Annotated in this window: 22 protein-coding genes; 7 read left to right on the top strand and 15 right to left on the bottom strand. The window is 72.5% G+C overall.

Annotated elements, in window-relative coordinates:
- Positions 1-52: 52 nt before the first annotated feature.
- On the bottom strand, positions 53-1,075 hold the full coding sequence (locus ACQP1S_RS18745; protein WP_432897045.1) for a glycosyltransferase family 4 protein: 1,023 nt from the start codon (positions 1,073-1,075) through the stop codon (positions 53-55).
- Positions 1,072-1,245, bottom strand: a complete 174-nt coding sequence (locus tag ACQP1S_RS18750) for a hypothetical protein (RefSeq protein ID WP_432897047.1) — start codon at positions 1,243-1,245, stop codon at positions 1,072-1,074. Before ACQP1S_RS18750 ends, ACQP1S_RS18745 begins: the two co-directional genes overlap by 4 nt.
- Before the next feature lie 573 nt (positions 1,246-1,818).
- Here ACQP1S_RS18750 and ACQP1S_RS18755 point away from each other — a divergent pair.
- Together ACQP1S_RS18755 and ACQP1S_RS18760 are read left to right on the top strand one after the other, a co-directional pair.
- Positions 1,819-2,118 (top strand): hypothetical protein, encoded by a 300-nt coding sequence (locus ACQP1S_RS18755; RefSeq protein WP_432897050.1) that lies wholly within the window; start codon positions 1,819-1,821, stop codon positions 2,116-2,118.
- A complete protein-coding gene (locus ACQP1S_RS18760) occupies positions 2,118-3,764 on the top strand; it encodes an amidase (RefSeq protein ID WP_432897053.1) in 1,647 nt (548 codons plus the stop codon). The genes ACQP1S_RS18755 and ACQP1S_RS18760 overlap by 1 nt, the downstream gene beginning before the upstream one ends.
- 174 nt (positions 3,765-3,938) lie before the next feature.
- On the opposite strand, the gene ACQP1S_RS18765 is transcribed toward ACQP1S_RS18760, so the two are convergent.
- The gene (locus tag ACQP1S_RS18765) at positions 3,939-4,808 is read right to left on the bottom strand and encodes an LLM class F420-dependent oxidoreductase (protein WP_432897055.1); all 870 of its coding nucleotides are present in this window, start codon (positions 4,806-4,808) and stop codon (positions 3,939-3,941) included.
- Positions 4,805-5,419 carry a TetR/AcrR family transcriptional regulator gene (locus tag ACQP1S_RS18770; protein WP_432897058.1) on the bottom strand — a complete coding sequence of 205 codons (615 nt, stop codon included), beginning with the start codon at positions 5,417-5,419 and terminating at the stop codon, positions 4,805-4,807. The genes ACQP1S_RS18765 and ACQP1S_RS18770 overlap by 4 nt, the downstream gene beginning before the upstream one ends.
- A gap of 71 nt (positions 5,420-5,490) precedes the next feature.
- On the opposite strand from ACQP1S_RS18770, the gene ACQP1S_RS18775 reads away from it, so the two are divergent.
- Positions 5,491-5,943: a nuclear transport factor 2 family protein gene (locus ACQP1S_RS18775; RefSeq protein WP_432897061.1), complete on the top strand. Its 453-nt coding sequence runs from the start codon at positions 5,491-5,493 to the stop codon at positions 5,941-5,943.
- Positions 5,940-6,797: an NAD-dependent epimerase/dehydratase family protein gene (locus ACQP1S_RS18780; RefSeq protein ID WP_432897064.1), complete on the top strand. Its 858-nt coding sequence runs from the start codon at positions 5,940-5,942 to the stop codon at positions 6,795-6,797. Before ACQP1S_RS18775 ends, ACQP1S_RS18780 begins: the two co-directional genes overlap by 4 nt.
- 161 nt (positions 6,798-6,958) lie before the next feature.
- Here the strand turns inward: ACQP1S_RS18780 and ACQP1S_RS18785 are convergent, their stop codons facing one another.
- Complete coding sequence (locus ACQP1S_RS18785; protein ID WP_432897067.1) at positions 6,959-7,759, bottom strand: alpha/beta hydrolase; 801 nt, start codon at positions 7,757-7,759, stop codon at positions 6,959-6,961.
- Between the two features lie 139 nt (positions 7,760-7,898).
- Positions 7,899-9,437 carry a ricin-type beta-trefoil lectin domain protein gene (locus tag ACQP1S_RS18790; protein WP_432897070.1) on the bottom strand — a complete coding sequence of 513 codons (1,539 nt, stop codon included), beginning with the start codon at positions 9,435-9,437 and terminating at the stop codon, positions 7,899-7,901.
- 344 nt (positions 9,438-9,781) lie between these two features.
- Between ACQP1S_RS18790 and ACQP1S_RS18795 the strand changes: the two genes are divergently transcribed.
- Positions 9,782-11,479, top strand: a complete 1,698-nt coding sequence (locus ACQP1S_RS18795; RefSeq protein ID WP_432897073.1) for a tetratricopeptide repeat protein — start codon at positions 9,782-9,784, stop codon at positions 11,477-11,479.
- A 100-nt stretch (positions 11,480-11,579) separates the two neighbouring features.
- Here the strand turns inward: ACQP1S_RS18795 and ACQP1S_RS18800 are convergent, their stop codons facing one another.
- Genes ACQP1S_RS18800 through ACQP1S_RS18840 form a run of 9 tightly spaced genes read right to left on the bottom strand, consistent with a single transcriptional unit; the run spans position 11,580 to position 22,000 of the window.
- Positions 11,580-13,976 (bottom strand): RICIN domain-containing protein, encoded by a 2,397-nt coding sequence (locus tag ACQP1S_RS18800; RefSeq protein WP_432897076.1) that lies wholly within the window; start codon positions 13,974-13,976, stop codon positions 11,580-11,582.
- A 55-nt stretch (positions 13,977-14,031) separates the two neighbouring features.
- Complete coding sequence (locus ACQP1S_RS18805) at positions 14,032-15,015, bottom strand: aldo/keto reductase (protein WP_432897079.1); 984 nt, start codon at positions 15,013-15,015, stop codon at positions 14,032-14,034.
- The gene (locus ACQP1S_RS18810) at positions 15,012-15,884 is read right to left on the bottom strand and encodes an amidohydrolase family protein (RefSeq protein ID WP_432897082.1); all 873 of its coding nucleotides are present in this window, start codon (positions 15,882-15,884) and stop codon (positions 15,012-15,014) included. Before ACQP1S_RS18810 ends, ACQP1S_RS18805 begins: the two co-directional genes overlap by 4 nt.
- Positions 15,881-16,642: an SDR family NAD(P)-dependent oxidoreductase gene (locus ACQP1S_RS18815; RefSeq protein ID WP_363675452.1), complete on the bottom strand. Its 762-nt coding sequence runs from the start codon at positions 16,640-16,642 to the stop codon at positions 15,881-15,883. The genes ACQP1S_RS18810 and ACQP1S_RS18815 overlap by 4 nt, the downstream gene beginning before the upstream one ends.
- The gene (locus ACQP1S_RS18820; protein ID WP_432897086.1) at positions 16,639-17,664 is read right to left on the bottom strand and encodes a zinc-dependent alcohol dehydrogenase; all 1,026 of its coding nucleotides are present in this window, start codon (positions 17,662-17,664) and stop codon (positions 16,639-16,641) included. The genes ACQP1S_RS18815 and ACQP1S_RS18820 overlap by 4 nt, the downstream gene beginning before the upstream one ends.
- A gap of 25 nt (positions 17,665-17,689) precedes the next feature.
- Positions 17,690-18,928 carry a mandelate racemase/muconate lactonizing enzyme family protein gene (locus ACQP1S_RS18825; protein ID WP_432897089.1) on the bottom strand — a complete coding sequence of 413 codons (1,239 nt, stop codon included), beginning with the start codon at positions 18,926-18,928 and terminating at the stop codon, positions 17,690-17,692.
- Position 18,929: 1 nt separating this feature from the next.
- Complete coding sequence (locus ACQP1S_RS18830) at positions 18,930-19,757, bottom strand: carbohydrate ABC transporter permease (protein ID WP_091243400.1); 828 nt, start codon at positions 19,755-19,757, stop codon at positions 18,930-18,932.
- Positions 19,757-20,728: a carbohydrate ABC transporter permease gene (locus tag ACQP1S_RS18835; RefSeq protein ID WP_432897093.1), complete on the bottom strand. Its 972-nt coding sequence runs from the start codon at positions 20,726-20,728 to the stop codon at positions 19,757-19,759. Before ACQP1S_RS18835 ends, ACQP1S_RS18830 begins: the two co-directional genes overlap by 1 nt.
- A gap of 3 nt (positions 20,729-20,731) precedes the next feature.
- Positions 20,732-22,000 carry an ABC transporter substrate-binding protein gene (locus ACQP1S_RS18840; RefSeq protein ID WP_432897096.1) on the bottom strand — a complete coding sequence of 423 codons (1,269 nt, stop codon included), beginning with the start codon at positions 21,998-22,000 and terminating at the stop codon, positions 20,732-20,734.
- A gap of 152 nt (positions 22,001-22,152) precedes the next feature.
- On the opposite strand from ACQP1S_RS18840, the gene ACQP1S_RS18845 reads away from it, so the two are divergent.
- Both ACQP1S_RS18845 and ACQP1S_RS18850 read left to right on the top strand, forming a co-directional pair.
- Positions 22,153-22,917 carry a FadR/GntR family transcriptional regulator gene (locus ACQP1S_RS18845; RefSeq protein ID WP_091243406.1) on the top strand — a complete coding sequence of 255 codons (765 nt, stop codon included), beginning with the start codon at positions 22,153-22,155 and terminating at the stop codon, positions 22,915-22,917.
- Positions 22,918-23,497: 580 nt separating this feature from the next.
- Positions 23,498-25,258: a family 43 glycosylhydrolase gene (locus tag ACQP1S_RS18850; RefSeq protein WP_432908132.1), complete on the top strand. Its 1,761-nt coding sequence runs from the start codon at positions 23,498-23,500 to the stop codon at positions 25,256-25,258.
- Positions 25,259-25,270 lie beyond the last annotated feature (12 nt).

Genomic DNA, 25,270 nt, shown 5'->3' on the forward strand with positions numbered 1-25,270 from the left:
GGGAACAGGGTGGCCGGGTGCGGGGTCCGGCCGGGCGGCGGATGTCGGCCGGTCAGCGCCTTCCGCGCCAGGGCGAGCCGATGAGCTGTTCGTAGACGGCCAGGTAGTCGGTGACCATCCGGTCCGCGCCGAAGCGCAGTCGGGCCCGTTCCCGGCAGCCGGCCCGGTCGATTCGCCCGATCCCGGCGACTGCGGCGGCGGCCTGCGCGACGGTGTGCACGAGCGACCCGGTGACCCCCTCGTCGACGACCTCCGGCATCGATCCGCGCGCGAACGCCACGACGGGTGTGCCGCAGGCCATCGACTCCACCACCGACAGCCCGAACGGCTCGTCGAAGGCGATCGGGTGGAGCAGGGCGACGCTTGCGCCGAGGACCTCCGCGCGGCGGCGGGGGCCCACCGAGCCGAGGAAGACGACCTGTTCGCCGTCGATGTGCGGGGCCACCTGTTCGGCGAAGTACCGCTCGTCCTGCACGATGCCGCAGATGGTCAGGGGCCGGCCGGCCAGCCGGGCGATCTCGATGGCGGTGTGGGTGCCCTTGTCCGGGTGGATCCGGCCGAAGGCGACCAGCCCCGGGCCGGCCTGCGGGCTGAACGGCAGCGCGGTGAGGTCCACGCCGTGGTGCACCGTCGCGACGTAGTCGAGCCCGGCGGCCCGGTCCGCGTCGGAGATCGACACGTACGACGAGCGGGCCCCGGCGTACGCGGGCAGGATGGCGGCGCCGGAGAAGCCGTGCACTGTGGTGAGCAGCGGCGCGCGGCAGTGCTCGGCGAAGGCGAGCGGCAACCAGTCGAGGTGGCTGTGCACCAGGTCGAACTCCGCCGCGCGGGCGAAGGCGTGGGAGACGTGCATCGCCTCCCAGATCCGCCCGTCCATCGACGGGTCGTCGGCGTACCCGCGGGGGCACACCCCGTCGAGGGTGGCGGAGGTGACCGAGTCCAGCGTCGCGAAGAGGGTCACGTCCACGCCGCGGGTGGTCAGACCCTCGGCGAGCAGGCCGGTCACCTGCTCCCAGGGGCCGTAGTGGTACGGCGGGGTCCGCCACGCGACCGGCCCGAGCAGGGCCAGTCTCACGGGGACGGCGCGTCGACGAGCGCGGCCGGATCGAGCCGCAGGGTCGCGAGCAGGCCCGAGTGCTTGTCCGGGTCCACCCACTCCGGCAGTTCCCGTTCGACCCAGGTGGCTCTGGCCGGCTGGCCCCGCTCCCGTAGGGCGTCGACGATCCGGTTCCTGGCGATCCTCATCGGGTGCTCCCTCATGAAGCCGTGGGGGTGTTCGTGGGCCCTTCGGCGTGCGGAAGAGGGCGTGCTGGTCGTCCTCGTCGGTACGGGCCCACGTCGGTGGGGCCCAGCCGGGCGGGTGCGGGGGAGAACAGCCGCCCGCGCGACGAACGGTGCCGGCCGCCGGGCGGCCGGGACGCGGAGGACGTCGTCGCGGTGATCATCATGGATCAGGCCCGTCAGGCCGGCTTACGGCGAACTGGCGGGGCCACCGGGGACCCGAGCGACAACGCCACCGTACGCCTCATCCGGCAGGAAGACACCATGGTGGCCGGCGAACCACCGCCCCGGGTGACCCCCGCGGGCCGGAACAGGTCGGCGGCGCCCCGGGTACTCCGTCCGTGTCGGACGAGGGCGGGTCGGCCGGCGGGGTGCGGCGGATCGATCTGTCGACGGCGGAGGCTGGCCGGCCGACGTCGAGAGGTCTCACCACGGCATTGACCTGCGTGGCTTCACCGCGTCGAGATCAACTTGTCACGCCCGTGACACGATCCGGCTCAACAGTGGGTCATCGTCGCCCACCCCTCAAGGAGCGTCATGGCCCCCACCCCACCGACCGACGCCGAGCTGGACGTCCTCATCCGCGCCCGGCTCGCGTCGCTCGGCATCGATCTCGACCAGCTCCCGCCCGGCACCACCGCCGACCCGCAGACCGGCTCCCCCGGCCGGGACTCCGTCCTGGCGTCGCTGCGCTCCTTCGTCCGCGGCACGGTCGGTACCCTCGCCGCCTACCAGCTGCCCGCCCCGGCCGGCACCGACCCGGCCGTGGCCAGGGCACTGTCCCAGCAGCCCGCGCCGATGCTCTACCCCTCGATCAGCACGGAATGGCGGAAGTGATGAGCACAGCACCTGCCGACCGCGGCGTCGACCGTCGCGCCTTCCTCGCCCGGACCGCCGCGCTGGCCACCGCCTCGGCGGCCGGCGGCATCGTCGGGCTGCCCGCGGTGGCCTCGGCGGCCGGCGACAGCCGAACATCCGCCGTGCCGGCGGGCCGCTACAACCCGGCGTTGGCCGTGCCGAACGCCTACGTCAAGCCGCGCCCGGAGGCGGTGGCCGACCCGACCGAGCTGACCATCGCCGAGGCGGCCTGGCTGATCCGGGCTGGCAAGCTCACCCCACAGCAGCTGGTCGAGGCGTACCTGGCCCGGATCTCCACCTACGAGCCGACCTACCAGGCGTTCAACCTGGTGCTCGCCGACCAGGCGGTCAAGGCGGCCCGGGCGATGGCGAAGAAACCGCACCGGGGCGCGTTGCACGGCATCCCGCTGGCCATCAAGGACAACTACTACACCGCCGGGGTGCCGACCACCGCCAGCTCGTACCTGTTCGCCGACTTCCGGCCACCGTACGATGCCACGGCGGTGACCCGGTTGGTCACCGGCGGCGGGGCGATCGTGCTGGGCAAGACCCAGATGGGTCCGTTGGCCACCACCCGGGCCACCACCCCGAGCGGGGTGGTCACCACGGTCAACGCCTGGACCCCGACCAACGCGGGCACCGACCCGGGCGGTTCCTCCACCGGCACCGCCACCGCCGTGGCGGGACGGCTCGCCACCTCCGGCACCGGCACCCAGACCGGTGGGTCGATCACCGCGCCGTCCAACGCGCAGAACCTCACCGGCCTCAAGCCGACCATGGGCCGGGTGTCGCTGCACGGGATCATCCCGCTCAGCTACACCCGCGACCATCCCGGTCCGCTGGCCCGGGACGCCAAGGACGCGGCCATCATGCTCACCGCGATGGCCGGCGAGGACCCGGCCGACCCGCGCAGCCAGGGCCTGCCCGAGGTGCCCAAGCTGATCGACGCGGCCACCCCGACCTACCAGGGCGGCAAGCTGAAGCTGCGGTGGAAGACCCGGATCGGGGTGCTGCCCGGCTTCACCGCCGGCACCTCGGAGACCGCGCTGGCCCGGCAGGCCTACCTGGCGAAGCTCGCCGCGATCACCGGCGCGACGATCGTCGACGTGCCGCTGCCCGACGAGTGGGAGCTGCTCACCGGCACCGCGTTCAACAACGTACGGCTGCCGGAGCGCACCGAGCCCTTCCTGCCCTACCTGCGCACCGACCTGCGCGGCTTCGGGGTCTCGGTGACCGGCTGGTTGCAGGGCGCGCTGCTGGGCGGCAGCGAGTTCATCACCGGTCAGCGGGCCAAGCTGCTGCTGATGGAGCGGGTGCTGGACCAACTCTTCGCCGACTGCGACGTGGTGGTGCAGACCGGCCCGGTGCCGTTCGACATCCTCGGCCTGCCGGAGATCGCCTTCCCGATCGGGTTCACCGGCGCGGGCCTGCCGATCGGCACCGTCCTCGGTGGCCTGCCGTACGGCGAGGACCGGCTGCTGTCGGTGGCCGCCGCCTACCAGGCGGTGACCGACTGGCATCTGCGCCGACCTGCCGATCCGCCGGCCACCCCGGCGGCGGCGCGCGGCGCGGCCCCGGCCGGCCTGCGGCTCACCGCCGAGGAGGTCGCCCAGCTCAGCCAGTGACCGTCAGGTCGTCCGCCCGCCGGCTCACCGGCGGGCGGACGGCACCCGGCGGCAGACCACAGCCGGCGGCAGACCACAGCCGGCGGGCGGACGTGCCGCCGCCAGCGCATCCCGCCCGGCCGGATCGCCGGCAGCGGCACCCGGCGGGCCGGAGTCGACCGGTGGTGACCGACCTCAGCCGATCGTGGTCAGCTTCGGCAGCACCTCGTCGGCGACCCGCCGGGTGAACTCCACCGGGTGCCGGTCCGGGGTGACCTGCACCTCGGTCACGCCGAGCGCGGCGTATCCGGCCACCTCGGCCAGGAATCCGTCCACGTCGGCCAGCGGCGGTCGCATCACGAGGACCGTCTTGTCGATGGCGTCGTAGTCGCGGCCCTCGGCGGCGCAGTGCCCCCGCAGCACGTCCAGCTTGTGCGCCACCTCGGCAGGGCTGCTGCCGAACAGGTTGCAGGCGTCGGCGTACCGGGCCACCAGCAGCAGGGTCTTCTTCTCGCCGCTGCCGCCGATCATGATGGGCGGGTGGGGCCGTCGCAGCGGCTGCGGCGAGTTGAGCGTCTCGGCCAGCCGGTAGTGCCGACCCTCGAACGGCCCGTTGTCGTCGCTCCACATCTGCCGGCAGATCCGCAGCGTCTCCTCCAGCCGTTCGAACCGCTCGGCCACCGGCACCACCGGCACCCCGAGGCCGTGCTGCTCGCGCTCGTACCAGGACGCGCCGATGCCGAGCCGGGCCCGGCCGCCGGAGAGCACGTCCAGGGTGGTCACGATCTTGGCGAGCAGCCCCGGGTAGCGGTACATCACGCCGGTGACCAGCACGCCGAGCGTCATCCGCGAGGTCCGCGCCGCGACGAAACCCAGCGTCGTGTACGCCTCCAGCATCGGCTCCTCGGCCGGGGCCATCGCCTCCATCTGGAAGTAGTGGTCCATCACGGTGAACGATACGACCCCGGCCTCCTCCGCGATCGTCGCGGTCTCGATCAGCGTCGGTGCGATCGCCGCCGGATCGGTCGGGGTCGAGTAGTTCCAGTAGTGCAGTCCGAGTCTCATGCCTCGTCCACCTCCCCACCGATCCTAGTGGCGTACGGGGCCGCCCGCCCGGCTGCCGCCGGCGACGCGTCACCGCCCAGCACCGCGCGGGTCAGGGTGGCCAATCCCGCCTCCCAGCGCGCGTCGGGCCAGTCCCGCAGGTGTTCCACCAGGTCGCTGCGCACGGCTGCCAACAGGGCGTGGGCGAGGTAGTCCGCCGACGCCGGGCCGCGCGCCTCGGTGACGAGCGCGACCAGCAGGGCGTGCCACTCCTCGTACGACCCGGTGCGGTAGGGGCTGCCGTCGCCCGCGTTCTCCAGGGCCAACGTCAGCACCCGACTGTCCCGTTTGAACCGCACCACCTCGCGGAGCAGGTGCAGGGCGCGCTCCGCCGGTGGGCCCGCCGGTGGCGCCGCCGTCAGTGCCGCCCGCAACTGGTCGCCGCGCTGCGCGTACAGGGCACGGAGCAGCCCCATCCGGTCGCCGAAGCGGCGGAACAGCGTGCCCTTGCCCACGCCGGCGGCGGCGGCGATGTCGTCCATCGAGACCTGGTCGGGGTCGGTCGCGGCATCGAACAACCGATCCGCGGCGGCCAGTACGGCCGTCCGGTTTCGTGCCGCGTCGGCGCGCACACGCTCTCCCCTCGCGAAACGGACTATCGGTCCGCTACAGTGAAGCGGACCAGCCGTCCGCTATGGTAGCCATGCAGCGGGACGGCACCGACGACCAGGGGACAACCGTGTCGAACCCTTCCACCGCCCTGTTCCACCGGGCCATGCACCTGTTGCTCGCCAAGGACATGCCGGGATTCATCGCCCTGTTCGCCGACGACGGCGTCATGGAGTTCCCGTTCGCGCCGGCCGGGCAGCCGAGCCGGGTCACCGGCCGGGCCGCCGTGCACGACTACCTCATCGACTACCCGCACATCCTCGACGTTCGCGAGATCACCGAGGTCACCGTGCACGAGACCACCGATCCGGCGGTGCTCGTCGCCGAGTTCACCGCCAGTGGCGTCGTCGTCGCCAGCGACCGGCCCTACCGACTGCGGTACATCGCCGTGCTGACCATCCGGGACGGCCACATCGTGCACTACCGCGACTACTGGAACCCGCAGGCCGCACAGGACCTGCTCGGCGGCGGGCTGGTGCGCTCGTGATCCTGGTCACCGGCGGCACCGGGACGACCGGCCGGCTCGTCGCCGCCACCCTCGCCGCCGCCGGCCGCCCGGTCCGCGTCGCCAGCCGCCGGGCCTGCGCCGGGGACGTCCGCTTCGACTGGTACGACCCCGGCACCCACCACGCCGCGGTGGAGGGCGTGACGGGCGTGTACCTGATCCCGCCCGTCGGTGAGGTCGATCCCGCACCGGTCATGCTGCCGTTGCTGGAACTGGCCCGCACCCGGGGAGTGCGGCGGGCCGTCCTGCTCAGCTCCTCGGCAATCGAGGCCGGCACTCCCGGCCTGGGCGAGGTGCAGGCCCGACTGGGCACGCTCTTCCCCGAGTGGGCGGTGCTGCGGCCCTCCTGGTTCATGGAGAACTTCGTCGGCGATCATCCGCACGGCGTGAGCGCCCGGGAACGCGGCGAGATCATCAGCGCCACCGGCGACGCCCGGGTCGGCATCGTCGATCCGGCCGACATCGCCGAGGTGGCGGTCCGCGCCCTCACCGATCCGACGTCGCACGACACCGAGCACCTCATCACCGGCCCCGAACGCCTGAGCTACGCCGAGATCGCCGCCGTCCTCACCGACACCGGCGGCCGACCGGTCCGGCACCGTGCCGTCAGCGAGGCCGAACTCACGGCGTACCACGAGGCCAACGGCCTGCCACCCGACTTCGCCCGGTTCCTCGCGAGCCTGGACACGGCGATCGCGGGCGGCGCGGAGGACCGGACCACCAGCACCGTCGCGGACGTGACCGGCCGCCCACCCCGCTCGTTCCGGGACTTCTGCCGCGACCGGCTGCCCGGCGGCCCCCGCTCCACCCCGGACCGCGCCCCGACGCCGACCTGACGGGTCGGCCGGTACGGCCCGCGCCGGTCGACGCCACGGCTGCGGCGTCGACCGGCGCGGATCGTCCGGCGACGACCGAGGGTGTCGCCGGCGCCGGTGGGCAGCACGGTGCCCCCGCCTACGCGCGTCCGGCGCGGTCCCCCGCCCGGGGAACGGGCCGGTCAGGGCGTCAGGAAGCCCTCGGCCCGCAGCCACGCCTCGCACGCGTCGGTCCAGGTCGCCGTGTGCGCGTCGCGGGCGATGAAGGGGTGGCTCCGGCCGCCGTACGTGATGCCGTCGGCCAGCCCGATGCCGTGTCCACCGCGCGGGTAGATGTGCAGTTCGACCGGGACCCCGGCGGCCACGAGCACCCGGGCCCATTCCAGGGCGTTGGGGACCCCCGGCGGGTCCTGGGCGGCCGCCCACACGAACGTCGGGCAGACCGTCGAGTCCACGTGCCGCGCCGGCGACAACTCGTCCTTGATCGGGATCAGCTCGCCCAGCAGCCCCTCGACCGCCGGCGGGGGAAGCAGATCCAGATCGGCCAGGGCGTACGCCAGGATCGCGAAGTCCGGGCGCGGCGGGTCGACCACACCGGTCTCGATCGACAGCACCGCACCGGTCATCAGCAGGCCGGCCAACTGCCCGCCGGCACTGGAGCCGATCACCCCGACCGGGCCGGTCTCCAGCCCGTGGACACCGCTCCTGACATGGTCCAGCGCGGCACGGGCGTCCTGCAACGGTGCGGGGAACCGGTCGGGCAGCAGCCGGTATTCGAGGACGAAGGCGTGCAGCCCGATGCTGGCCAGCCAGCGGGCGTAGCCCTCCCCCTCGTGCCGTGGGAGTTCCCGGAAGCCGCCGCCGGGGAGGACCAGCACGGCCGGCCGGGGGCCGGTGAAACCGTCGGCGGCCGGATAGACCGTGATCCGCTCGGAGATTGTTGCCTGAGTCGGCGAGATGGCAGTGCCACCTTTCGCTACCACGCCTCCATGCCTGACGATCGTCCGCCACCGGCACGCGACGCTACGGCGATGCTAACCGGCGGTACCGACGGCGCGCGGGGCGGGCGACCCGGTCGTCGCCCGCCCCGCGCCCGGGTCGCCCGCCCCGCGCCCGGGTCGCTCAGCCGCGCCGCCACTTCTGGTTGGCCCCGCCGGTGCACTCCCAGATGACCAGCCGGGCACCGTCCGCGCTGTTCGCGCCCTGCACGTCGACACACTTGTTGGCCTGCGGGTTGACCAGGTCACCGGCACCACTGAGGACGAACTGCTGGGCCGGGTTGCCGCTGCACCTGGCCAACTGGACGACCGCTCCGTTGGCGGTCGAGCCCCAGGCCACGTCCATGCACAGCCCGAGCGCCCGGACCGTGCCGTCACCGGCGAAGGTCCACCGTTGGGCGTTGGTGCCGTTGCAGGTCCACAGGTGCAGGTACTGGCCGTCGACACCGTGGGAGTTGGGCACGTCGATGCACTTGCCGGCGTACCCGACGAGCTGGCCGGCACCGCCACCGCCGGTGGTGGTCAGCGACAGCCCGTACGCGCCGAGGATCTCGTTGACCGGCTGGTAGACCGTGGTGCCACCGGAGTTGCAGTCGCCACCGGCACCGGAGGTGACCCCCTGCGCCTGGTTGCCGGAGATGAACGCGCCACCCGAGTCGCCGGGCTGGGCGCACGCGCTGCTCGCCACCAGGCCGTACACCAGGGAACCGGAGTAGTTGACCGTGACGTCCCGGGCGGTGATGGTGCCGCACCGCCAGCCGGTGGTCCGGCCGGACCGGCAGACCGCGCTGCCGACGGCGGCCTCCGCCGAGCCGGCCACCGCGGTCGCGCCGCCGTCGTAGGTGTTCACCGTGGGCGTGGCCACCCACGAGGAGTTGGTCTGCACCCAGGCGTAGTCGTTGCCCGGGAAGGACGAGCCCCGGAAGGTGCCCTGCGCGACGCCGCTGCCGCTGGTGGTGCCGCCCGCCCCACCGCAGTGTCCGGCGGTGACGAAGCCACCGGCGACGGCGAAGCCGACCGAGCAGAGCGTGTTGTTGTTGATGACGTACTGGTCGCCGCCCCGGATGTCGTAGACCGGGCGGTACGGCTGCGCGGCGACGACCGGACGGGCCACCTCGGCGGTGCCGGTGGCCTGGGCGAACGCTCGGGCCGAGGTAGTGTCGGCGGCCTGGATCACCACGCTGTTGCTCGCCGGGTCGACAAACCAGGAGTGCACGGCCGGGCCGGCCCGGCCGGCCGCCCGGTCGAGGGTGGCCCTGGCCCGGTCCAGCTCGGCCAGGCTCCGGCGGACCACCTGCGGCTGGGCGCCGGTGCGGCGGACCCGCGTGGCGTCGGCGGCCGTGGTCACCCCGACCACCAGGGTGCTCCCGTCCCCGGCGATCCAGGACCCGCCGTACGCGACGCCCAACTCGGCCCGGAGCCGGCGCTCGGTCGACGGCGCAACGGCCTCGACGACCGAGCGGACGCGGAGCTGCTCGTCGGTCAGACCGAGGTCCCGGCGCAGCGCCGCCCGGTGCCCGGCGGGAAGGCCGGCGGACGGGTCGACGGCGGCCGACGCGGCCGGGTCGGCCGACGGGACGGTCGGCGCGGCCGCGGCGGGCGCGGCGGCCAGCGCACCGGCCAGCGTCGCGGCCCCGAGAACAGCACCCAGGAGACGGATCATTCTGCACCCTCCAGAGTATTCGACGGATGTGAGAGCGCTCTCAGGCAACAATCCTTACTAATTGAGGGACATCTGTCAATGCGAGCCCGCCGGACCGGTCGGCGACCAGGCCATCGGGCCGACCGGTTCCACGAGCACCCTTCGCATTTCCCCTGAGCGGCACTAGGCTCTGCGCAGTCCGGAGTGGACGACCACGGAGGTGCCCATGAAGAAGATGACCGTCCGTCGTACGAGTGCACTGCGTCTGGTGTCCGGCGCCCGCCGGCTCTGGATCGAGTGGTGCTGGTAACTGCCGGCCCGGCGGGCGCCCCCGGGCGTCCGCCCTCGGCGGCACCGGCCCGATCGTGACCGGCGCACCACCGGGGTACGACTGCCACCGCGACCACGGGCCGTACGCCGGGGTCGCGGATCTGCTCCACCGCATCGCCGCCGACCACCCCCGGCTGGCCGCCCGGCACCGGACCGAACTGCGGGCCATCGCGCCCCGGCTCGACCCGACGGCCCGCACCGCCGCCGACGAGGCGCCGATCCGGTTCCACCCCGCCCGACGCACCGCCGCCCTGGCCTACGGCGCGACCGAGTTCGTGGCGGCCTGGGCGGGCACCCTCCGACGCCCGGTCACGCTCCGGTTCGCGCACGTCGGCGCGGCCGACGAGACCACCCGGGAGCTGCTCGACTCGGTGGCCGGCCGGCTCGGGGCGTACCCGGTGCGACTGGAGCTGTGCGACGACGGCCCGGCCCGGCCGGCGGCCGACCCGACCCCGGCGACCCTGCGCACCAGCCTCGGCGAGAGCCTGGCCGGCGGCTTCTACCACCATGCTGCCCGCGCCGGCCGGCACGGACGTGCCCTGGTCACCCCGGCCGACGACCTGCCGCACTGGTGGGCGTTCACCACCGGCCTGGCCACCGCCCTGGCGGCGCTGGACCAGGCCACCGAGGCGCTCGACCTCTATCACGAGGCGCGGACCGTCACCGACGACCCCAAGATCACCATGTCGGCCGCGTACGCCACCGCCATGTTGTACGCCCGGCACCTGCCCGCCGCGGCCCAGGACCCGGCGCGGGCGCGGCACTGGCTGGAACAGGCGCTCCGGCTCGCCCGCACGGTCACCGACCCCCGGCAGCGGGTGCTGTCGACCGTCTTCTACGAACAGGGCGTGGCCCTGCTGGACAGCCGGGCGGGTGAACCGGAGCGGGCGCTGCGGCTGATCGACGACGGGCTGGCCCGGCTGACGGCCGTGCTCGCCCCCGGTGAACGCCCCCAGGACCTGGCCCGGCTGCGCCACAACCGGGCCCAGGTCTATCTGGCGTTGGGCGATCCGCAGCGGGCCCTGACCGAACTCGACACCGTGATCGCCCACGACCCCGACAACTGCGAGTACTACGTGGACCGGGCCGCCCTGCACCGGGCGGCCGGGCGGCACCGGGCCGCGATCCGGGACCACGGCAGCGCGATCCGCCTCGGGCCGCACCTGCCGGAGGCGTACTACAACCGGGCGGTGCTGCACCAGGAACGGGGCCGCGCCGGGCGGGCCCGGGACGACCTGGAACGGGTGCTCGCCATCGAGCCCGGGCACCTCGACGCCCGGATCGCCCTGGTCAACCTGCACCTCGGCCGGGGCGCGCTCGACGTCGCCGAGGCGGGGGCGCGGGCCGGGCTGATGCGGGCCCCGGACGAGCCGGCCCTGCTGTGCACCCTCGGGCTGATCCGCTCGGAGCGCGGCGACCCGGCCGGGGCCGAGGAGCTGTTCAGCCGGGCGTTGGCCGGCGATCCGGAGCTGGTCGAGGCGTGGACGAACCGGGCCGCCGTCCGGTTCGACCGGGGCGAGGTGGCCGCCGCCGTGGCCGACCTGGACCGGGCGGTCGCGCTGTCGGCGGCACCGGTGCCCCGCTACAACCGGGGCACCGCGCTGGCCCGGCTGGACCGGTGGGACGAGGCGGCCCGGGACTTCGCCGACGCGCTCGCCGCACCCGACCTGGACCGGTCACTGCGTCGCGACCTGCGCACCGCACTCGCCCGCTGCCGCCGTCGCACCTCCTGACCGGCCGCACGTCACGGTGGCGACACCGGGTCGACAACGACGTCGGGGTACGCGCAGCCGGGCGGACGGCCCGGCTGCGCGTACCCCGATGGTCGACCGGTCAGCTGCGCAGGCTCCACTGCTGGTTGGTGCCGCCGTTGCAGGCCCAGAGGATCAACTTGGTGCCGTTGGCCGTACCGGCGGCGTTCGCGTCCAGGCAGAGCCCGGACTGCGCGCCGGTGATGGTGCCGTTGGCGTTGACGTTCCACTGCTGGTTGGTGCCGCCGTTGCAGTCCCAGATCACCACCTTGGTGCCGTTGCTGGTGCCCTGCCCGGAGGCGTCCAGGCACTTGTTGCCGTAGACCATCAACTGCCGGCTGGCGGTCTGGGTCCACCGCTGGTTGGCCGCGCCGGTGCAGTCCCAGAGCTGGGCCTGGGTGCCGTTGGTGGTGCTGGAACCGGTGACCTCGGCGCACCGGCCGGACTGGACCCCGACGAGCTGCGCGCCCTGCGTCGGCGGGTTGGTGGTGCCCTGCACCCCGGCGTTGGCGATGACGGTCTGCGCGCCCGAGGGCCAGTTGTTGTTGCTGACCACGGTGTTGTTGTTGACGACGTTGCCCCGGTCACCGTTGGTCACGTTGGTGCTGTTGTTGGTCGACCAGTTGTTGGTGACGGTGAAGTTGCCCATGTTCTCGGCGTACCAGTAGTTGGCGGTCGCCCAGGTGCCCGTGGAGGAGAACACGTTGTTGCGGGCGGTGTAGTAGCGGGAGCCCTCGTCGAAGTAGAGCCCGAACCAGCCGTTGGTGCGCAGGCAGTAGTTCTCGTTGATGGTCCCGCCCGGGTTGGCCGACAGCGTGTAGAGGCAGCCGCCGTCGGTCATCTGCTGCATCACGTCGTGGATGTAGTTGCCGATGACCTGGTTGTTGGCCGCCGTGGTCGCCGTCGAGTAACGCGGCTGGTAGTTGTACAGACCCCGGTTGGCGTAGTGCTGACTGCCGCCCGCGTCGTTGGCGCCCCAGCCGTAGCCGACCGACAGCCCGGTGTACGGCATGTTGTAGACCTCGTTGTGCGACACCAGCGAGGTGTTGACGTAGGTGGTCAGGATCGAGACGACGCCCCGGTACTCCAGGCCGAGGTCGTGCACCCGGTTGTTGCTGATGGTGATGTTCCGGTTGATCATCCGCTGGTCGCCCGGGTGGTGGGCGTCGGCGCGCACCCCGCCGACCACGACACCGCCGGCCGAGTTGCGGGCGATCTCGGAACGGGTGACGGTGATGTTGCTGGCTCCCAGGCCGACCCCGCTGGCGTGCGCGTTGGCGTCGTTGCCGATGCCGATGGCGGTCTGCCCGAGGTTGACGAACTGGGAGTCGCTGAAGGTGATGGTGTTGGCGGCGGAGACCTGCACGGCGGCCGGCATCTGGTTCCAATGCGGCCGGGTCGCCTCGAACAGCTGGCAGCCCTCCTGGCAGGAGGTCAGCGCGTCGGCCGGACGGGCCCAGGTGCCGGTGATGTGCGCGCCGGTCTGCTGGTCGGCGAAGCCGTTGCTGCTGCTCGGGCCGAGCCAGCTGGTGCCGGTGAAGGTGATCCCGCTGAACGCGATGTGGTGCGCCGGAGCGTCATAGCTGCCACCGACGTTCACCAGCGACTGCAACTGGGGCAGCTCCACGCTGACGCTGCTCATGTTCTGCCCGGCCAGCGGGATGTAGTTGAGCTGCCCGCTGGCGGGGTTGAGGTACCACTCCCCCGCGCTGTCCAGGAACTCGTAGGCGTTGGCCAGGTAGAACGGGCCGGCCCGGTGCGGCTTGGACAGGGTGTCGAAGCCGAAAGTGTTGTTGTTCCAGGCCGGCTGCTGCATGGTCAGGAAGTTGCCGCTGATGCTCTGCACCGGTGAGTACCGGTCGGTGAACGAGCCGACGCTCTCCACCTCGACCCGGTTCTGGTTGCCCAGGTTGTTCAGGTAGCTCAGCGCGCCGTTGCTGAACCGCATGCCGCTGGTGGTGAAGGTGAAGTCGGCCCGGTTCACGGCGGTCCGCGCCCGGGTGGCGACCGCGCCGTTGACGTAGAGCTGCCGGCTGTCGAGGCCGGCGGGGACGTTCGCCCGCCAGATGTTCTTCCCGGAGTCGACCAGCGACCAGCCGGTGACCGCCCGGGCCCCGCTGATCACCGGGCGGGCGGACGCGGCGGCCCGCCACGTCACGGTGTAGCCGTTGGTGCCGGAATCGGCGGCGGTCAGCCGGAACGGTGCGGCGAGCCGGTAGACGCCGTCGGCCAGCTCGACGACGATGTCGCCGGACATCGACGTGTTGAGGGAGCGCACCGCGTTCTGCGCCTCGGTCAGCGCGCACGGCTGGCTGGCGGAGCAGGCGGTGCCGCTGCCGGCGGGGGAGGCGTAGAGGGTGGTGGTGGCGGCCAGGGCGGGGGTGGCCGAGGCGACCACGGCGACCGCGGCGGCGACCGCCGTGGCGGCCAGGCCGGCCAGCACCTGCCTGCGCCCTGTGGGGGATGTCGGGACGGACACGGGTGGGACTCCTATCGTGGTGGGGGGTGATGGGACGTCCCGGCCGGCGGTGGAATCATGCCGCGACCGGGGTGAGCAGACCGGCGGCCCGCAGCGCCGGCCACAGCGTCGCCGGGACGTCGGCGTCCGCGCGGGCCAGGGTCTGCGTGACCTGCGCGCTGCTGCGCAGGCCGACGACCGTCGAGACGACTGCCGGATGGGACCCGACGAAGGCGAGCGCCGCCTGGGGCAGGGTGACGCCGTACGCCTGGCAGACGTCGGCGATCCGCCGGGCCCGGTCGAGCAGCTCCGGCGGGGCCTGCTGGTAGTTGTAGGTCGCGTCGGCCGGTGGCCGGTCCCGGGACAGCAGCCCGGAGTTGTAGACCCCGGCGATCACCACGCCGACGCCCCGCTCCTCGGCGGCGGGCAGCAGGTCGGCAAGCGCGCCCTGTTCAAGCAGGGTGTAGCGGCCGGCGCACATCACCACGTCCACGTCGGTCTCCCGGACGAACCGGGTGAGCAGGTGGGACTGGTTCATGCCGGCCCCGATGGCCCCCACCACGCCCTGGTCGCGCAGCTCCACCAGGGCGGGCACCGCCTCGGTCGCGGCCTGCTCCCAGTGGTCGTCGGGGTCGTGCAGGTAGACGATGTCCAGCCGGTCCAGGCCGGTGCGGGCCAGGCTGGACTCCAGCGAGCGGAGCACCCCGTCCCGGCTGAAGTCCCAGACCCGCCGGTGGTCGGCGGGCACGTCGAACCCCTCCGGGTCGCGCCGGTGCGCGTCCTGCGGCGACGGTACGAGCAGCCGCCCGACCTTCGTCGACACCACGTACTCGTCGCGCGGACGGGTACGCAGGGCCGCGCCGAGCCGCCGTTCGGACAACCCGAGCCCGTAGTGCGGCGCGGTGTCGTAGTAGCGCAGTCCACCCGCCCAGGCGGTGTCGACGGCGGCGGCGAACCCCTCGTCGGTGGTGGCCCGGTAGAGGTCGCCACCCTGCGCCCCACCGAAGCCCAGCTCGGTGAGGCGCACCGCCGGCCGGCGCGGCAGCGCGTGCGCTCTCACGACGCCTCCAGCCGGTACACCCGCCGGGCGGTGTGCCGCCAGATCGCCGCCCGGCCGTCGGGGTCGAGTGGGTCCAGCAGTCCCGCCAGGGTGTCGACCCAGCGGGGGTAGGAGCTGGCGAGCAGGCAGACCGGCCAGTCGGAGCCGAACATCAGCCGGTCCGGACCGAACGCGTCGAGGGCGTGCTCCACGGCCGGCCGCAGGTCCTCCGGGGTCCAGGGCGAGTGGCCCACCTCGGTGACCAGGCCGGAGAGTTTCGCCGTGGTGTTGGCCGAGGCCGCGAGGGCGCGCAGGTCGCGGGCCCACCCGCCGAGGTCCGCTCCGCCCAGCGCGGGCTTGCCGAGATGGTCCAGGACGAACCGCACCTCGGGCAGGTCGCGGGCCACCCGGCTGGCCGCCGCCAGTTGGTGCTGGCGGACCAGCAGGTCGAAGGCGAGACCGGCGGCGCCCACCGCAGCGATCGCCCGCCGCACGTCGGCCCGGTCGAGGAACGTCGGGTCGGGCTCGTCCTGGACGGAGTACCGGACGCCGACCAGCCGTTCGCCGCCCCGCGCCGCCCGCAGCCGGGCCACCCGGTCGGGGACGTCGTCCGCGGTGAGATCCAGCCAGCCGACGACACCGCGCACGAGCGGGCTGTCGGCGGCGACGCCCAGCAGGTCCACCGTCTCCGCCTCGGTGGAGTTGGCCTGCACCAGGACGGTCTGGGTCACCCCGGCGTCGCGGGCCACCCGGTCGAGGTCGGCCGCGGTGAAGTCGGCGTCGATCGCCGCCATGGTGGCCGGGTCGATCCACGGTTGCGGGTGCCGGGCCCGCACCCAGAGATGGTGGTGGGCGTCGACGATGTCGGTGGGTCCGGCCGGCACGGTCATCGGCCCAGCCACCCGCCGTCGACGGGCAGGACAACGCCGTTGACGTAGTCCGACGCGGGCGCGGCCAGGAACACCGTCGCGCCGGCGAGGTCGTCGGCGTTTCCCCACCGGCCGGCCGGGATCCGGGTCAGGATGGCCCGGTCGCGTTCCGGGTCCTCCCGCAGCGCCCGGGTGTTGTCGGTGGCGATATAGCCGGGGGCGATGGCGTTGACGTTGACCCCGTGTGCCGCCCACTCGTTGGCCAGCGCCTTGGTCAGCCCGGCGATGCCGGACTTGGAGGCGGCGTAGCCGGGGACGGTGATGCCGCCCTGGAAGCTGAGCAGCGACGCGGTAAAGATGATCTTCCCTCGGCCCCGGGCCACCATCTCCCGGCCGATCTCCCGGCTCAGCACGAACTGGCTGGTCAGGTTGACCTCGATGACGTGGTCCCACATCTCGTCGGGGTGCTCCGCGGCGGGGGCGCGGGCGATGGTGCCGCCGTTGTTGACCAGGATGTCGATCGGGCCGAGGTCGTGCAGGTCCCCGACCAGGCGACGCACCGCGACGCGGTCGGCCAGGTCGGCGCGCAGCGCGGTGAACCGGCGGCCCGCCGCGCGTACCCGCTGCTCCACCTCGCTGCCGGTGGCCTCCAGCTGCGCCGACACGCCGACGACGTCGGCACCGGCCACGGCCAGCGCCTCGGCCATGGCCAGCCCGATGCCCCGGCGGGCGCCGGTCACCACGGCGGTCCGGCCGGACAGGTCGAACAGGGCGCTCATCGGTCCCCCTCCTGCCAGTCGAGCAGCACCTTCATCACGCCGCCGCCCTCCAGGGCGGTGAAGGCCGACGCCGCCGCGTCGGCGGGCACCACCCGGGAGATGAGTTGCCGGGCCGGGATCGCGCCGGAGGCGACCAGCCGGACCGCCTCCACCATGTCGTCGCGCTGATAGAGCCGGGCGCCGAGCAGTTCCAGCTCACGCCAGAAGACCCGGTGCAGGTTCACCGGTCGGGGCTGCGGATGGATCGCCACCATCACCAGCCGGCCCCGGGTGGTCAGCACGTCGACGGCGGTGCCGACACCGGCGGCGGAACCGGAGACCTCGAAGGCCACGTCGGCGCCCGCACCCTCGGTGCGCGCGTCGACCAGCGCCGCCACGTCGGTCTCCCCCGGGTCGACGGCGTCGATCCCGATCCCGGTGGCCACCGCACGGCGGAACGGGTCCGGTTCGACCAACAGGACCCGCGCGCCACGCTGCCGGGCCACGGTGGCGATGAGCACGCCGACCGGCCCGCCACCGACCACCACGACCTGGTCGGCGTCGGTCACCCGGCCCCGCCGTACGTCGTGCACGGCGACCGCGACCGGTTCCACCAGGGCCGCCTCGTCGAGGGGCAGCCCGTCGGGGAGCGGCACGACCAGCTCGGCCGGGACGGTCCAGGAGGACTGCATGGCCCCGGGCGAGTCCACGCCGAGGAAGTTCATCGCGTGACAGATGTGCGGGTTCCCGCGCCGGCAGGCGACGCACCGGCCGCAGAAGCGGGTGGGCAGCACGGTGACCGGCTGACCCACGGCGTGCCCGGTGACCCCCGCGCCGACCTCGGCGACCCGCCCGGACATCTCGTGCCCGATCACCGCCGACGCGCCCACCCGGGCGTCCATGTCCCCGTGGTAGACGTGCAGGTCGGTGCCGCAGATCCCGGTGTAGGCCACCGCGATCCGCAGCTGACCTGGCCCCGGCGGCTCGGGGTCGCGGCGCTCGACCTCCAGGTGCCGCGCGCTCCGGTAGACCACTGCCTTCATGCGTACTCCCTCGCGGGTCGGGGTCTCAGTGCCCGACGGCGGACGGCAGGCCGTCGTGGTGGTGCGCCGGGGTGCCGGGCAGCGGGGTGACGTACCGCCCCGGCCCGGCAACGACCTGGTCGACCTCCGCCAGCAGTCGGCGGCCGGCCCGTTCCGGCCGGACGTTGGGGCCGTCGGGCGTGGGCACGTCCGACCGGCGCGGATAGGTGCGGATCTCCTCCTCGGCGATCGTGACGCCCAGGCCCGGGGTATCGCCGAGGATGAACGCGCCGTCCTCGACGTGCAGGTCGCGGGTGATCCCGACCGGCGGCCGGAGGTCCTGCAACTCGCTGACCAGGTGGTTCGGCACCGACGTGGCGGCGTGCAGCAACCCGACGGGGCTGTTGCCGATCGGGCTGACCGGCAGGTCGTAGGCGTGGGCCAGGGCGGCCACCCGCAGGAAGTGGGTGACCCCCCAGACCGCGGCCATCTGCACGATGTCGACCGCCGCCGCGGCGAGCAGCGGCCGGTACTGTTCGAGGCCGGTGAGGTTCTCCCCGGTGGCGACCGACGCCCGGACCCCGCGCCCGACGACGGCCAGGCCTTCGGCGTCCCACCGTCGGACGGGTTCCTCGATCCAGACGAGGTCCAGGGTGCGTTCGAGTTCGCAGACGTGCCGGACGGCCTGCTTGCGGGTCCACGCCTCGTTCACGTCGAGCATCAGGCCGGGCCGCTGCCCCCGCCCGGCCTCGGTCAACACGTCCCGGACCAGGTGCAGCCGGTGCCGGTCCCGCTCGATGTCGAGGCCACCCTTGAGTTTGGCGGCCCGCAGCCCGTGTCGGGCGTAGACCGTGTAGGCCGCCGCCAGGTCGTCGTCGTCCAGGCCGATGTCGAGGCCGGACGCGTAGGCGGGCACCCGCCGGTCGCGGCCGCCCAGCAGCCGCCACAGCGGTTGACCCGCCGCCTGGGCCTTGATGTCCCACAGCGCGGTGTCCAGCGCCCCGATGGTGCCGAACACCGAGCCGGCGTGACCGGCCTTGAAGGTCTGCCGCAGCATCCGGTCGTAGAGGGTGGTCACGGCGCGGGGGTCCTCGCCGTCGATCGCGGCGAAGATCCGTTCGACGTCCGCATGTGGTCCGAGGCCGATCCCGGTGATGCCCTCGTCGGTCTCGACCACGATGATCGGCACCGAGGTCGCCCCGTCGGTGAAGACGCCGTTCGCGTCGCCGACGGGCCGACCCCACTCCTGCACGGTGGTCAGGGTCCGGTATCCGGTGATCCGCATGTCAGCCCTTCGTGGCACCGGCGGCGACGCCGTCGGCGATCTGGCGCTGGAGGAAGAGGTAGATCACCAGCACGGGTACCGCGGCGATCAGCACCCCCGAGGCGAAGGTGGGGATGTCGTCGGAGTACTGCCCCCGCAGCGAGGTGACGCCGACCATCAGGGTCCGATGGTCGGCCGAGGGCATCAGCAGCAACGAGATCAGCACGTCGTTCCAGCAGAACAGCGCGTTGAGGATGCCGACCGACAGCAGGGCCGGGGTGCCCAGCGGCAGCATGATCCGCCGGTAGACGCCGTAGACGTCGTTGCCGTCGATCCGGGCCGCGTCGATGATCTCCGGTGGGATGGTCCGGTAGTAGCTGGTCATCAGGAAGATCGTGAAGGGCAGGAACTGCGCCACGTAGGCGAGCACCAGCCCCGGGTAGGTGTCGACGAGGCCGGCGTCCCCCATGATCCGGGCCAACGGCACCATGATCACCTGGAATGGCACGAAGAGCGCCGCGAGGCAGCACAGGAAGAGCACCGACGAACCCCGGAAGCGCAGCTGGCTCAACGCGAAACCGGCCATCGACCCGAACAAGAGCAGCAGGAACACCGAGACCGTCACCACGACCACCGAGTTGGCCAGGTACCGGGCCATCCCGACGCTGTTCCACGCGGTGGCGATGTTCTCCCAGTGCAGGGCGTCCGCCAGCGAGAACCGGTCGAGGATGTAGTCGCGGCGGGTCTTCATCGCCACGTTGGCGGTGAAGACCAGGGGGTAGACGGTCGCCAGGGCCAGCACGGCCATCGGGACGGCGAGCAGCCACCGACCCCACCGGGCTTGGGACATCACGCCTCTCTCACCGCCCGCCGGAGCAGGCTGATCTGCAACAGCCCCACCACGAGCATGATGAGGAAGAGCACCGTCGAGGCGGCCGAGGCGAGCGCCGGTCGGTTCATCTGCCCCTGCTGGATCCAGATGTAGTACTCCGGCAGGTAGGTCGAGCCCTCCGGACCACCGCTGGTCATCACGTAGAGCAGGCCGAACATGGAGGTCAGCATCCCGATCATCGTGGTGACGAAGACGAACTGGATGGTGCGGGAGAGGCTGGGCACGATCACGTGCCGGATGGTCTGGGGCAGCGACGCGCCGTCCACCCGGGCGGCGTCCAGCAGCGAGGCGTCCAGGGTGGCGAACCCGGCGAGGAACACCACCAGCGCCATCCCGAAGGTCGCCCAGACGTGCACCCCGACCACCACGAACATCGCCACGTCCGGATCGCCGAGCCAGTCCACCGGCCCGATGCCGACCCCGCCGAGCAGGGCGTTGAGCGGGCCGTCGAAGGCGAGCAGGAGGTTGAAGATGGCACCGACGATGACCGGGGACAGCACGGCCGGAAAGAAGTAGACGCTGCGGAACAGCCGGTGCCCGGGCACCCGCAGGTAGATGAAGGTGGCGAGCAGGCCGGGGATCGCCACCGCCACCGGCAGCAGCAGCACGAGCAGCCCCACGTTGCGCAACGCGCCCCGGAACAGCGGGTCCCCGAACAGCTCCAGGTAGTTGTCCAGGCCGACCATCAGCCCGTTGCGGTCGCCGTCCCCGGTGAAGGAGAAGTTGACCCCGAGCAGCAGCGGCCAGAACCGCAGCAGCGCGAGGATCAGCAGGGCCGGGGCCAGCAGCACGAAGGGGGCGAGCCGCTCCGCGCGCCGCCCACCGCGCGAGGCGGCCCGAGCACGGGGTACGCGTTGCCGCGGCGGCGTCCCGTCGGCCCGTCCGGCGGGCGCCGGGCGGACCGACGGGATCGCCTCGTCGACCGGCACGGGTCAGCCGGCCTGATCGGAGGCGGCCAGCTGCTTCACCGCCTCGTCGACGGTGATCGAGCCGCTCAGCAGTTGCTGGGAGATCCGGCCCATCAGCTCCAGGGTCTTCGAGGAGAGCGCCACGTGCAGGGCGGGCTTGCCGGCCTTGAGGTCGGCGACGATGGTGGCCACGGCCGGGCCACCCTGGGAGACGTCGATGGTGGTGTCGGAGGCGATCGCCCCGGCGTCGGCGTAGAAGGACTTGAGCGCGTCGGTCGAGGTCAGCGAACGCACCAGGTCGGCGGCGACCTTGGGGTCCTTGGTCCACTTGGCGACCCCGTAGCCGATGCCACCGTCGTAGGGCAGGTTCGGGGTGGCGCCGGGTACGACGACCGGGGCCCGCATCACGCCCAGCTTCTCGGCGGTGACGAACTCGCTGAAGTCCTTCCAGTGCCCGATGTCCGACATCAGCCCGATGACGTGGGCAGCCTTCGCGGACTGGAAGATCGCGAAGGAGTCGTTGAACATCGCCGTCGAGTTCGCCCCGTCGCTGTTCAGCTTCGCGTCCTGGGTCTCCTTCCAGAGCGCGAAGATCCGCTTGACGTGCGGGGAGTTCCAGTCCCGCTTGCCGGCGATCCAGTCGTCCTGCTCCTGCGGGGTGAACACGCCGGTGCCGAAGGCGGAGAGGAAGAACTGGATGCCGAAGCCCTCCTTGTTGCCGAGGGCGAGGCACTTCGCGCCGGTCTGCTTGGTGAGGGTGGCACAGTTGGCGACGAACTCCGGCCAGGTCTTGGCCGGGTTGGCCGGGTCGAGGCCGGCCTTCTCGTAGAGCGTCCGGTTGTAGTAGATCGGGTGGCCCTGGAGGGTCACCGGGCCGGCGTAGGTCTTGCCGTCCTTGCTGAACGCCTCCCAGCCGGCGAGCCGCTGCCGGTCCTCGGCCACGTACTCGTCCAGGGGCAGCAGCGCGTCCGCGCGGTCCCGGATCTGGCCGCCGCCGTTGAACAGGATCACGTCGGGTCCCTTGCCGGCCTGGATCGCCGTGCCGAGCAGGGTGTAGTACTGCTCGTAGGGCTGGGCGACGAACTCGACGGTGACGTTGGGGTGCTTCTTGGCGAAGTCGGCCTTCGCCTTCTGCAGGTACGCTCCGGCGGACGCCTCACCGGACTTCCAGTCCCAGACCACCAGCTTCCCGTCGGCGCCCCCGGGCGAGGAGCGCGTGTCGGTGGCGCTCCCACAGCCCGCCAGGGCCAATGCCGCGACGAGGACGGCCGACCACACTGCTCGCTGCTTCATCGCTGCTCACCTTCGACATCGCGCGGACCGCTGGATCGAGACGCTTGAATTGACGAGAAAGTAACTCGTATGACGTATGACGTCAACAGCGGGACGTAGAATTCGCGGCAGGCAGGTCGTGGCGCGGTCCGCGGGGAGTCACTGGAGGGGACATGACGGCACGGGAGATCACCCTGAACACGGCAGCGCCCCCGACCTGGGCGCGACGACCGGCCAACCTCGCCACCGCGGTCACCGCGGAGCTGGTGGAACGCATCGTACGCGGAGTTCACCCGCCCGGCTCCCCGCTGCCCCCGGAGCCCGCGCTGTGCGAGGCGTTCTCGGTCAGCCGCACGGTCGTCCGGGAGGCCGTGAAGATCCTCCAGGAGAAGTGTCTGGTGCAGGTCCGACAGGGCAGCGGCACCATCGTCACCCCGCCGTCGATGTGGGACATGCTCGACGAGCTGGTGCTCGCCGCCACCATCGCCGAGGACGACAGCCTGACCATCCTCGACGACCTGGTGGCCACCCGGCGGGTGCTGGAGTCCGACATGGCCAACGTCGCCGCCCGGCTGGCCGACCGGGAGACCGTCGACCGGATGCGCGCCCTGGTCGACCGGATGGACGAACTGGTCGGTGACCCGGCCGCCTACCACGAGCACGACCGGGCGTTCCACGACGTGATCATGCAGGCGTCCGGCAACCGGATCGCCCGGGGTGTGGTGCGGTCGCTGGAGAGCCAGGTGGTGAACACCGCCCGGTACATGGGCCGTTCCGAACGGGCGCTGTGCGTGGCGTCCAACCGGGGGCACCGGCGCATCTACGAGCGCATCGCCGCCCACGACCCGGACGGCGCCGCCGAGGCCATGGTCACCCACATCACCGAGGCATGGCTGGTCCGCCGCAGCGGACCGGACACCGCACGGCTGGTGCGCTGACACCGGAACCCGACCCGACGACCCACCCCGGACCACCCGGGGAAGCGGTGTCCGCACCGGGCCGGCCGGGGCAGCTCAACCCACGGCCATCAATGGCTTGCGGGTGTTAACGATAACAAGATACCGTCGGCCGCAGAAGCGAAGGGCACGCTTCCACGCTCCACCCACCGGACCGGTCGGCGGAGCGGAGTGCGGGCACGGGCGACGCCGGTCGGACACCTCCGGGCACCTCCGTGGACGCTGCACGTCGGCGGGTCAGGTCGATCATTCGCCTGCCCGGGGAGCCCCGGCGCACATCGTCCAGCACCGTGGGGCCCGACCCGATCGCGTGCTGACCGCCGGGCCGCCCCTGGCCGGCACGGACGCGATCGGGGCCGCGACGCCACACCCGCGCACCTGTACGGCGGGCAGCTCAGACGAGTCCAGGCCCCACCGGAGGTCCGCCGGCCCGGGACCGGCGCGTCCGGGTACGCCACCGAGGCGCGACGCCACCGACAGAGACCCGCATCGCCCCTCCTGGGAGGTACTGGTGAAACCCGCACTGCCACCACTGACCCGACTGCGACGCTCCTTCGCCTGGCTGGCTGCCCTGCTCCTGGTCTCGACCCTGTTCCCGGCCGGCACCGCGAAGGCCGACAACCCCATCGTCCAGCACATCTACACCGCCGACCCGGCCCCGCTGGTGCACGACGGCAGGGTGTACCTCTACACCGGCCACGACGAGGACGGCTCGACCTGGTTCACCATGAAGGAGTGGCGGGTCTGGTCCTCCGCCGACATGGTCAACTGGACCGACCACGGCTCGCCGCTGAACGTCGCCACCTTCAGCTGGGCGAAGGCGGACGCCTGGGCCGGCCAGGTCATCGCCCGCAACGGCAAGTTCTACTGGTACGTGCCGGTGACCGCGAAGTCGACCAATTCGATGGCCATCGGGGTGGCGGTGAGCGACAGCCCCACCGGCCCGTTCCGCGACGCCATCGGCCGACCGTTGGCGGCCAACGGTGAGATCGACCCGACCGTCTTCATCGACGACGACGGGCAGGCGTACCTCTACTGGGGAAACCCCAACCTGTGGTACGTGAAGCTGAACCCCGACATGATCTCGTTCTCCGGCAGCGTCACCAAGATCCCGCTGACCACCGCCGGATTCGGCACCCGCAACGGCAACGCCACCCGGCCCACCCTCTACGAGGAGGGACCCTGGGTCTACAAGCGCAACGGGCTCTACTACAACGTCTTCGCCGCCGAGTGCTGCAGCGAGTTCATCGCCTACTCCACGGCGACCGGCCCCACCGGGCCGTGGACCTACCGGGGCACGATCATGCCCCGGCAGGGCGGCAGCTTCACCAACCACGCCGGGATCGTCGACTTCAACGGCGGGTCGTATTTCTTCTACCACAACGGTGCGTTGCCCGGCGGTGGCGGCTACACCCGCTCGGTGGCGGTGGAGAAGTTCGCCTACAACACCAACGGCACCATCCCGACGCTCAACATGAGCACCACCGGCGCACCGCAGATCGGCACGCTGAACCCGTACGTGCGGCAGGAGGCCGAGACCATTGCGTGGGGCTCCGGCATCGAGACGGAGGCGTCCACCGAGGGCGGGATGAACGTCGGCTTCATCGAGAACGGCGACTATATCAAGGTCAAGGGGGTCGGCTTCGGCACCGGCGCGACGACCTTCAACGCCCGGGTGGCCTCGGCCGGCAGCGGCGGCACCATCGAGGTCCGGCTGGACAGCGCCACCGGCACCCGGGTGGCCAGTTGCTCCGTACCGGTCACCGGCGGCTGGCAGAACTGGCAGACCGTCTCCTGCCCGGTGTCCGGCGCGACCGGCACCCACGACATGTACCTGCGGTTCACCGGTGGCAGCGGCACCCTGTTCAACGTCAACTGGTGGCAGTTCGGCAGTGGGACCAACCCGACGCCCACCCCGACCGCGACGCCCACCGTTACCCCCACCCCCACCCCCACCCCGACGACCCCGGCCCCGACCACCCCGGCCCCGACCACCCCGGCTCCGACCACGCCCGGCGGCCGCTCCTGCGCGGTCACCAACACGGTGGTCAACACCTGGCAGGGCGGCTTCGAGGGGAAGCTGACCATCACCAACGGGTCCGTCGCGGTCAGCGGCTGGCGGGTGAACTTCACCTTCCCCAGCGGACAGACGGTGGCCCAGGCCTGGAACGGCACCCTCAGCCAGCAGGGCAACCAGGTCACCGTCACCAACGCCAGCTACAACGGACAGCTCGCGGCGGGTGGGTCCACCACCGTGGGCTACATCAGCTCGACCACCGGCAGCAACCAGCCACCGACCGACCTGACCTGCACGCCCGTCTGACCCCACAGCGGT

This window comes from Micromonospora matsumotoense (genome assembly GCF_050951065.1).
GTDB classification, from domain to species: domain Bacteria; phylum Actinomycetota; class Actinomycetes; order Mycobacteriales; family Micromonosporaceae; genus Micromonospora; species Micromonospora matsumotoensis.

Excerpts from the sequence above, each read along its gene's own strand:
- ACQP1S_RS18790 (WP_432897070.1), bottom strand. The coding sequence starts at position 9,437 with ATGATCCGTCTCCTGGGTGCTGTTCTCGGGGCCGCGACGCTGGCCGGT.
- ACQP1S_RS18810 (WP_432897082.1), bottom strand. The coding sequence starts at position 15,884 with ATGACCGTGCCGGCCGGACCCACCGACATCGTCGACGCCCACCACCAT.
- ACQP1S_RS18760 (WP_432897053.1), top strand. The coding sequence starts at position 2,118 with ATGAGCACAGCACCTGCCGACCGCGGCGTCGACCGTCGCGCCTTCCTC.
- ACQP1S_RS18825 (WP_432897089.1), bottom strand. The coding sequence starts at position 18,928 with ATGCGGATCACCGGATACCGGACCCTGACCACCGTGCAGGAGTGGGGT.
- ACQP1S_RS18845 (WP_091243406.1), top strand. The coding sequence starts at position 22,153 with ATGACGGCACGGGAGATCACCCTGAACACGGCAGCGCCCCCGACCTGG.
- ACQP1S_RS18765 (WP_432897055.1), bottom strand. The coding sequence starts at position 4,808 with ATGAGACTCGGACTGCACTACTGGAACTACTCGACCCCGACCGATCCG.
- ACQP1S_RS18815 (WP_363675452.1), bottom strand. The coding sequence starts at position 16,642 with ATGAGCGCCCTGTTCGACCTGTCCGGCCGGACCGCCGTGGTGACCGGC.
- ACQP1S_RS18820 (WP_432897086.1), bottom strand. The coding sequence starts at position 17,664 with ATGAAGGCAGTGGTCTACCGGAGCGCGCGGCACCTGGAGGTCGAGCGC.
- ACQP1S_RS18840 (WP_432897096.1), bottom strand. The coding sequence starts at position 22,000 with ATGAAGCAGCGAGCAGTGTGGTCGGCCGTCCTCGTCGCGGCATTGGCC.
- ACQP1S_RS18750 (WP_432897047.1), bottom strand. The coding sequence starts at position 1,245 with ATGAGGATCGCCAGGAACCGGATCGTCGACGCCCTACGGGAGCGGGGC.
- ACQP1S_RS18775 (WP_432897061.1), top strand. The coding sequence starts at position 5,491 with ATGCAGCGGGACGGCACCGACGACCAGGGGACAACCGTGTCGAACCCT.
- ACQP1S_RS18755 (WP_432897050.1), top strand. The coding sequence starts at position 1,819 with ATGGCCCCCACCCCACCGACCGACGCCGAGCTGGACGTCCTCATCCGC.
- ACQP1S_RS18830 (WP_091243400.1), bottom strand. The coding sequence starts at position 19,757 with ATGTCCCAAGCCCGGTGGGGTCGGTGGCTGCTCGCCGTCCCGATGGCC.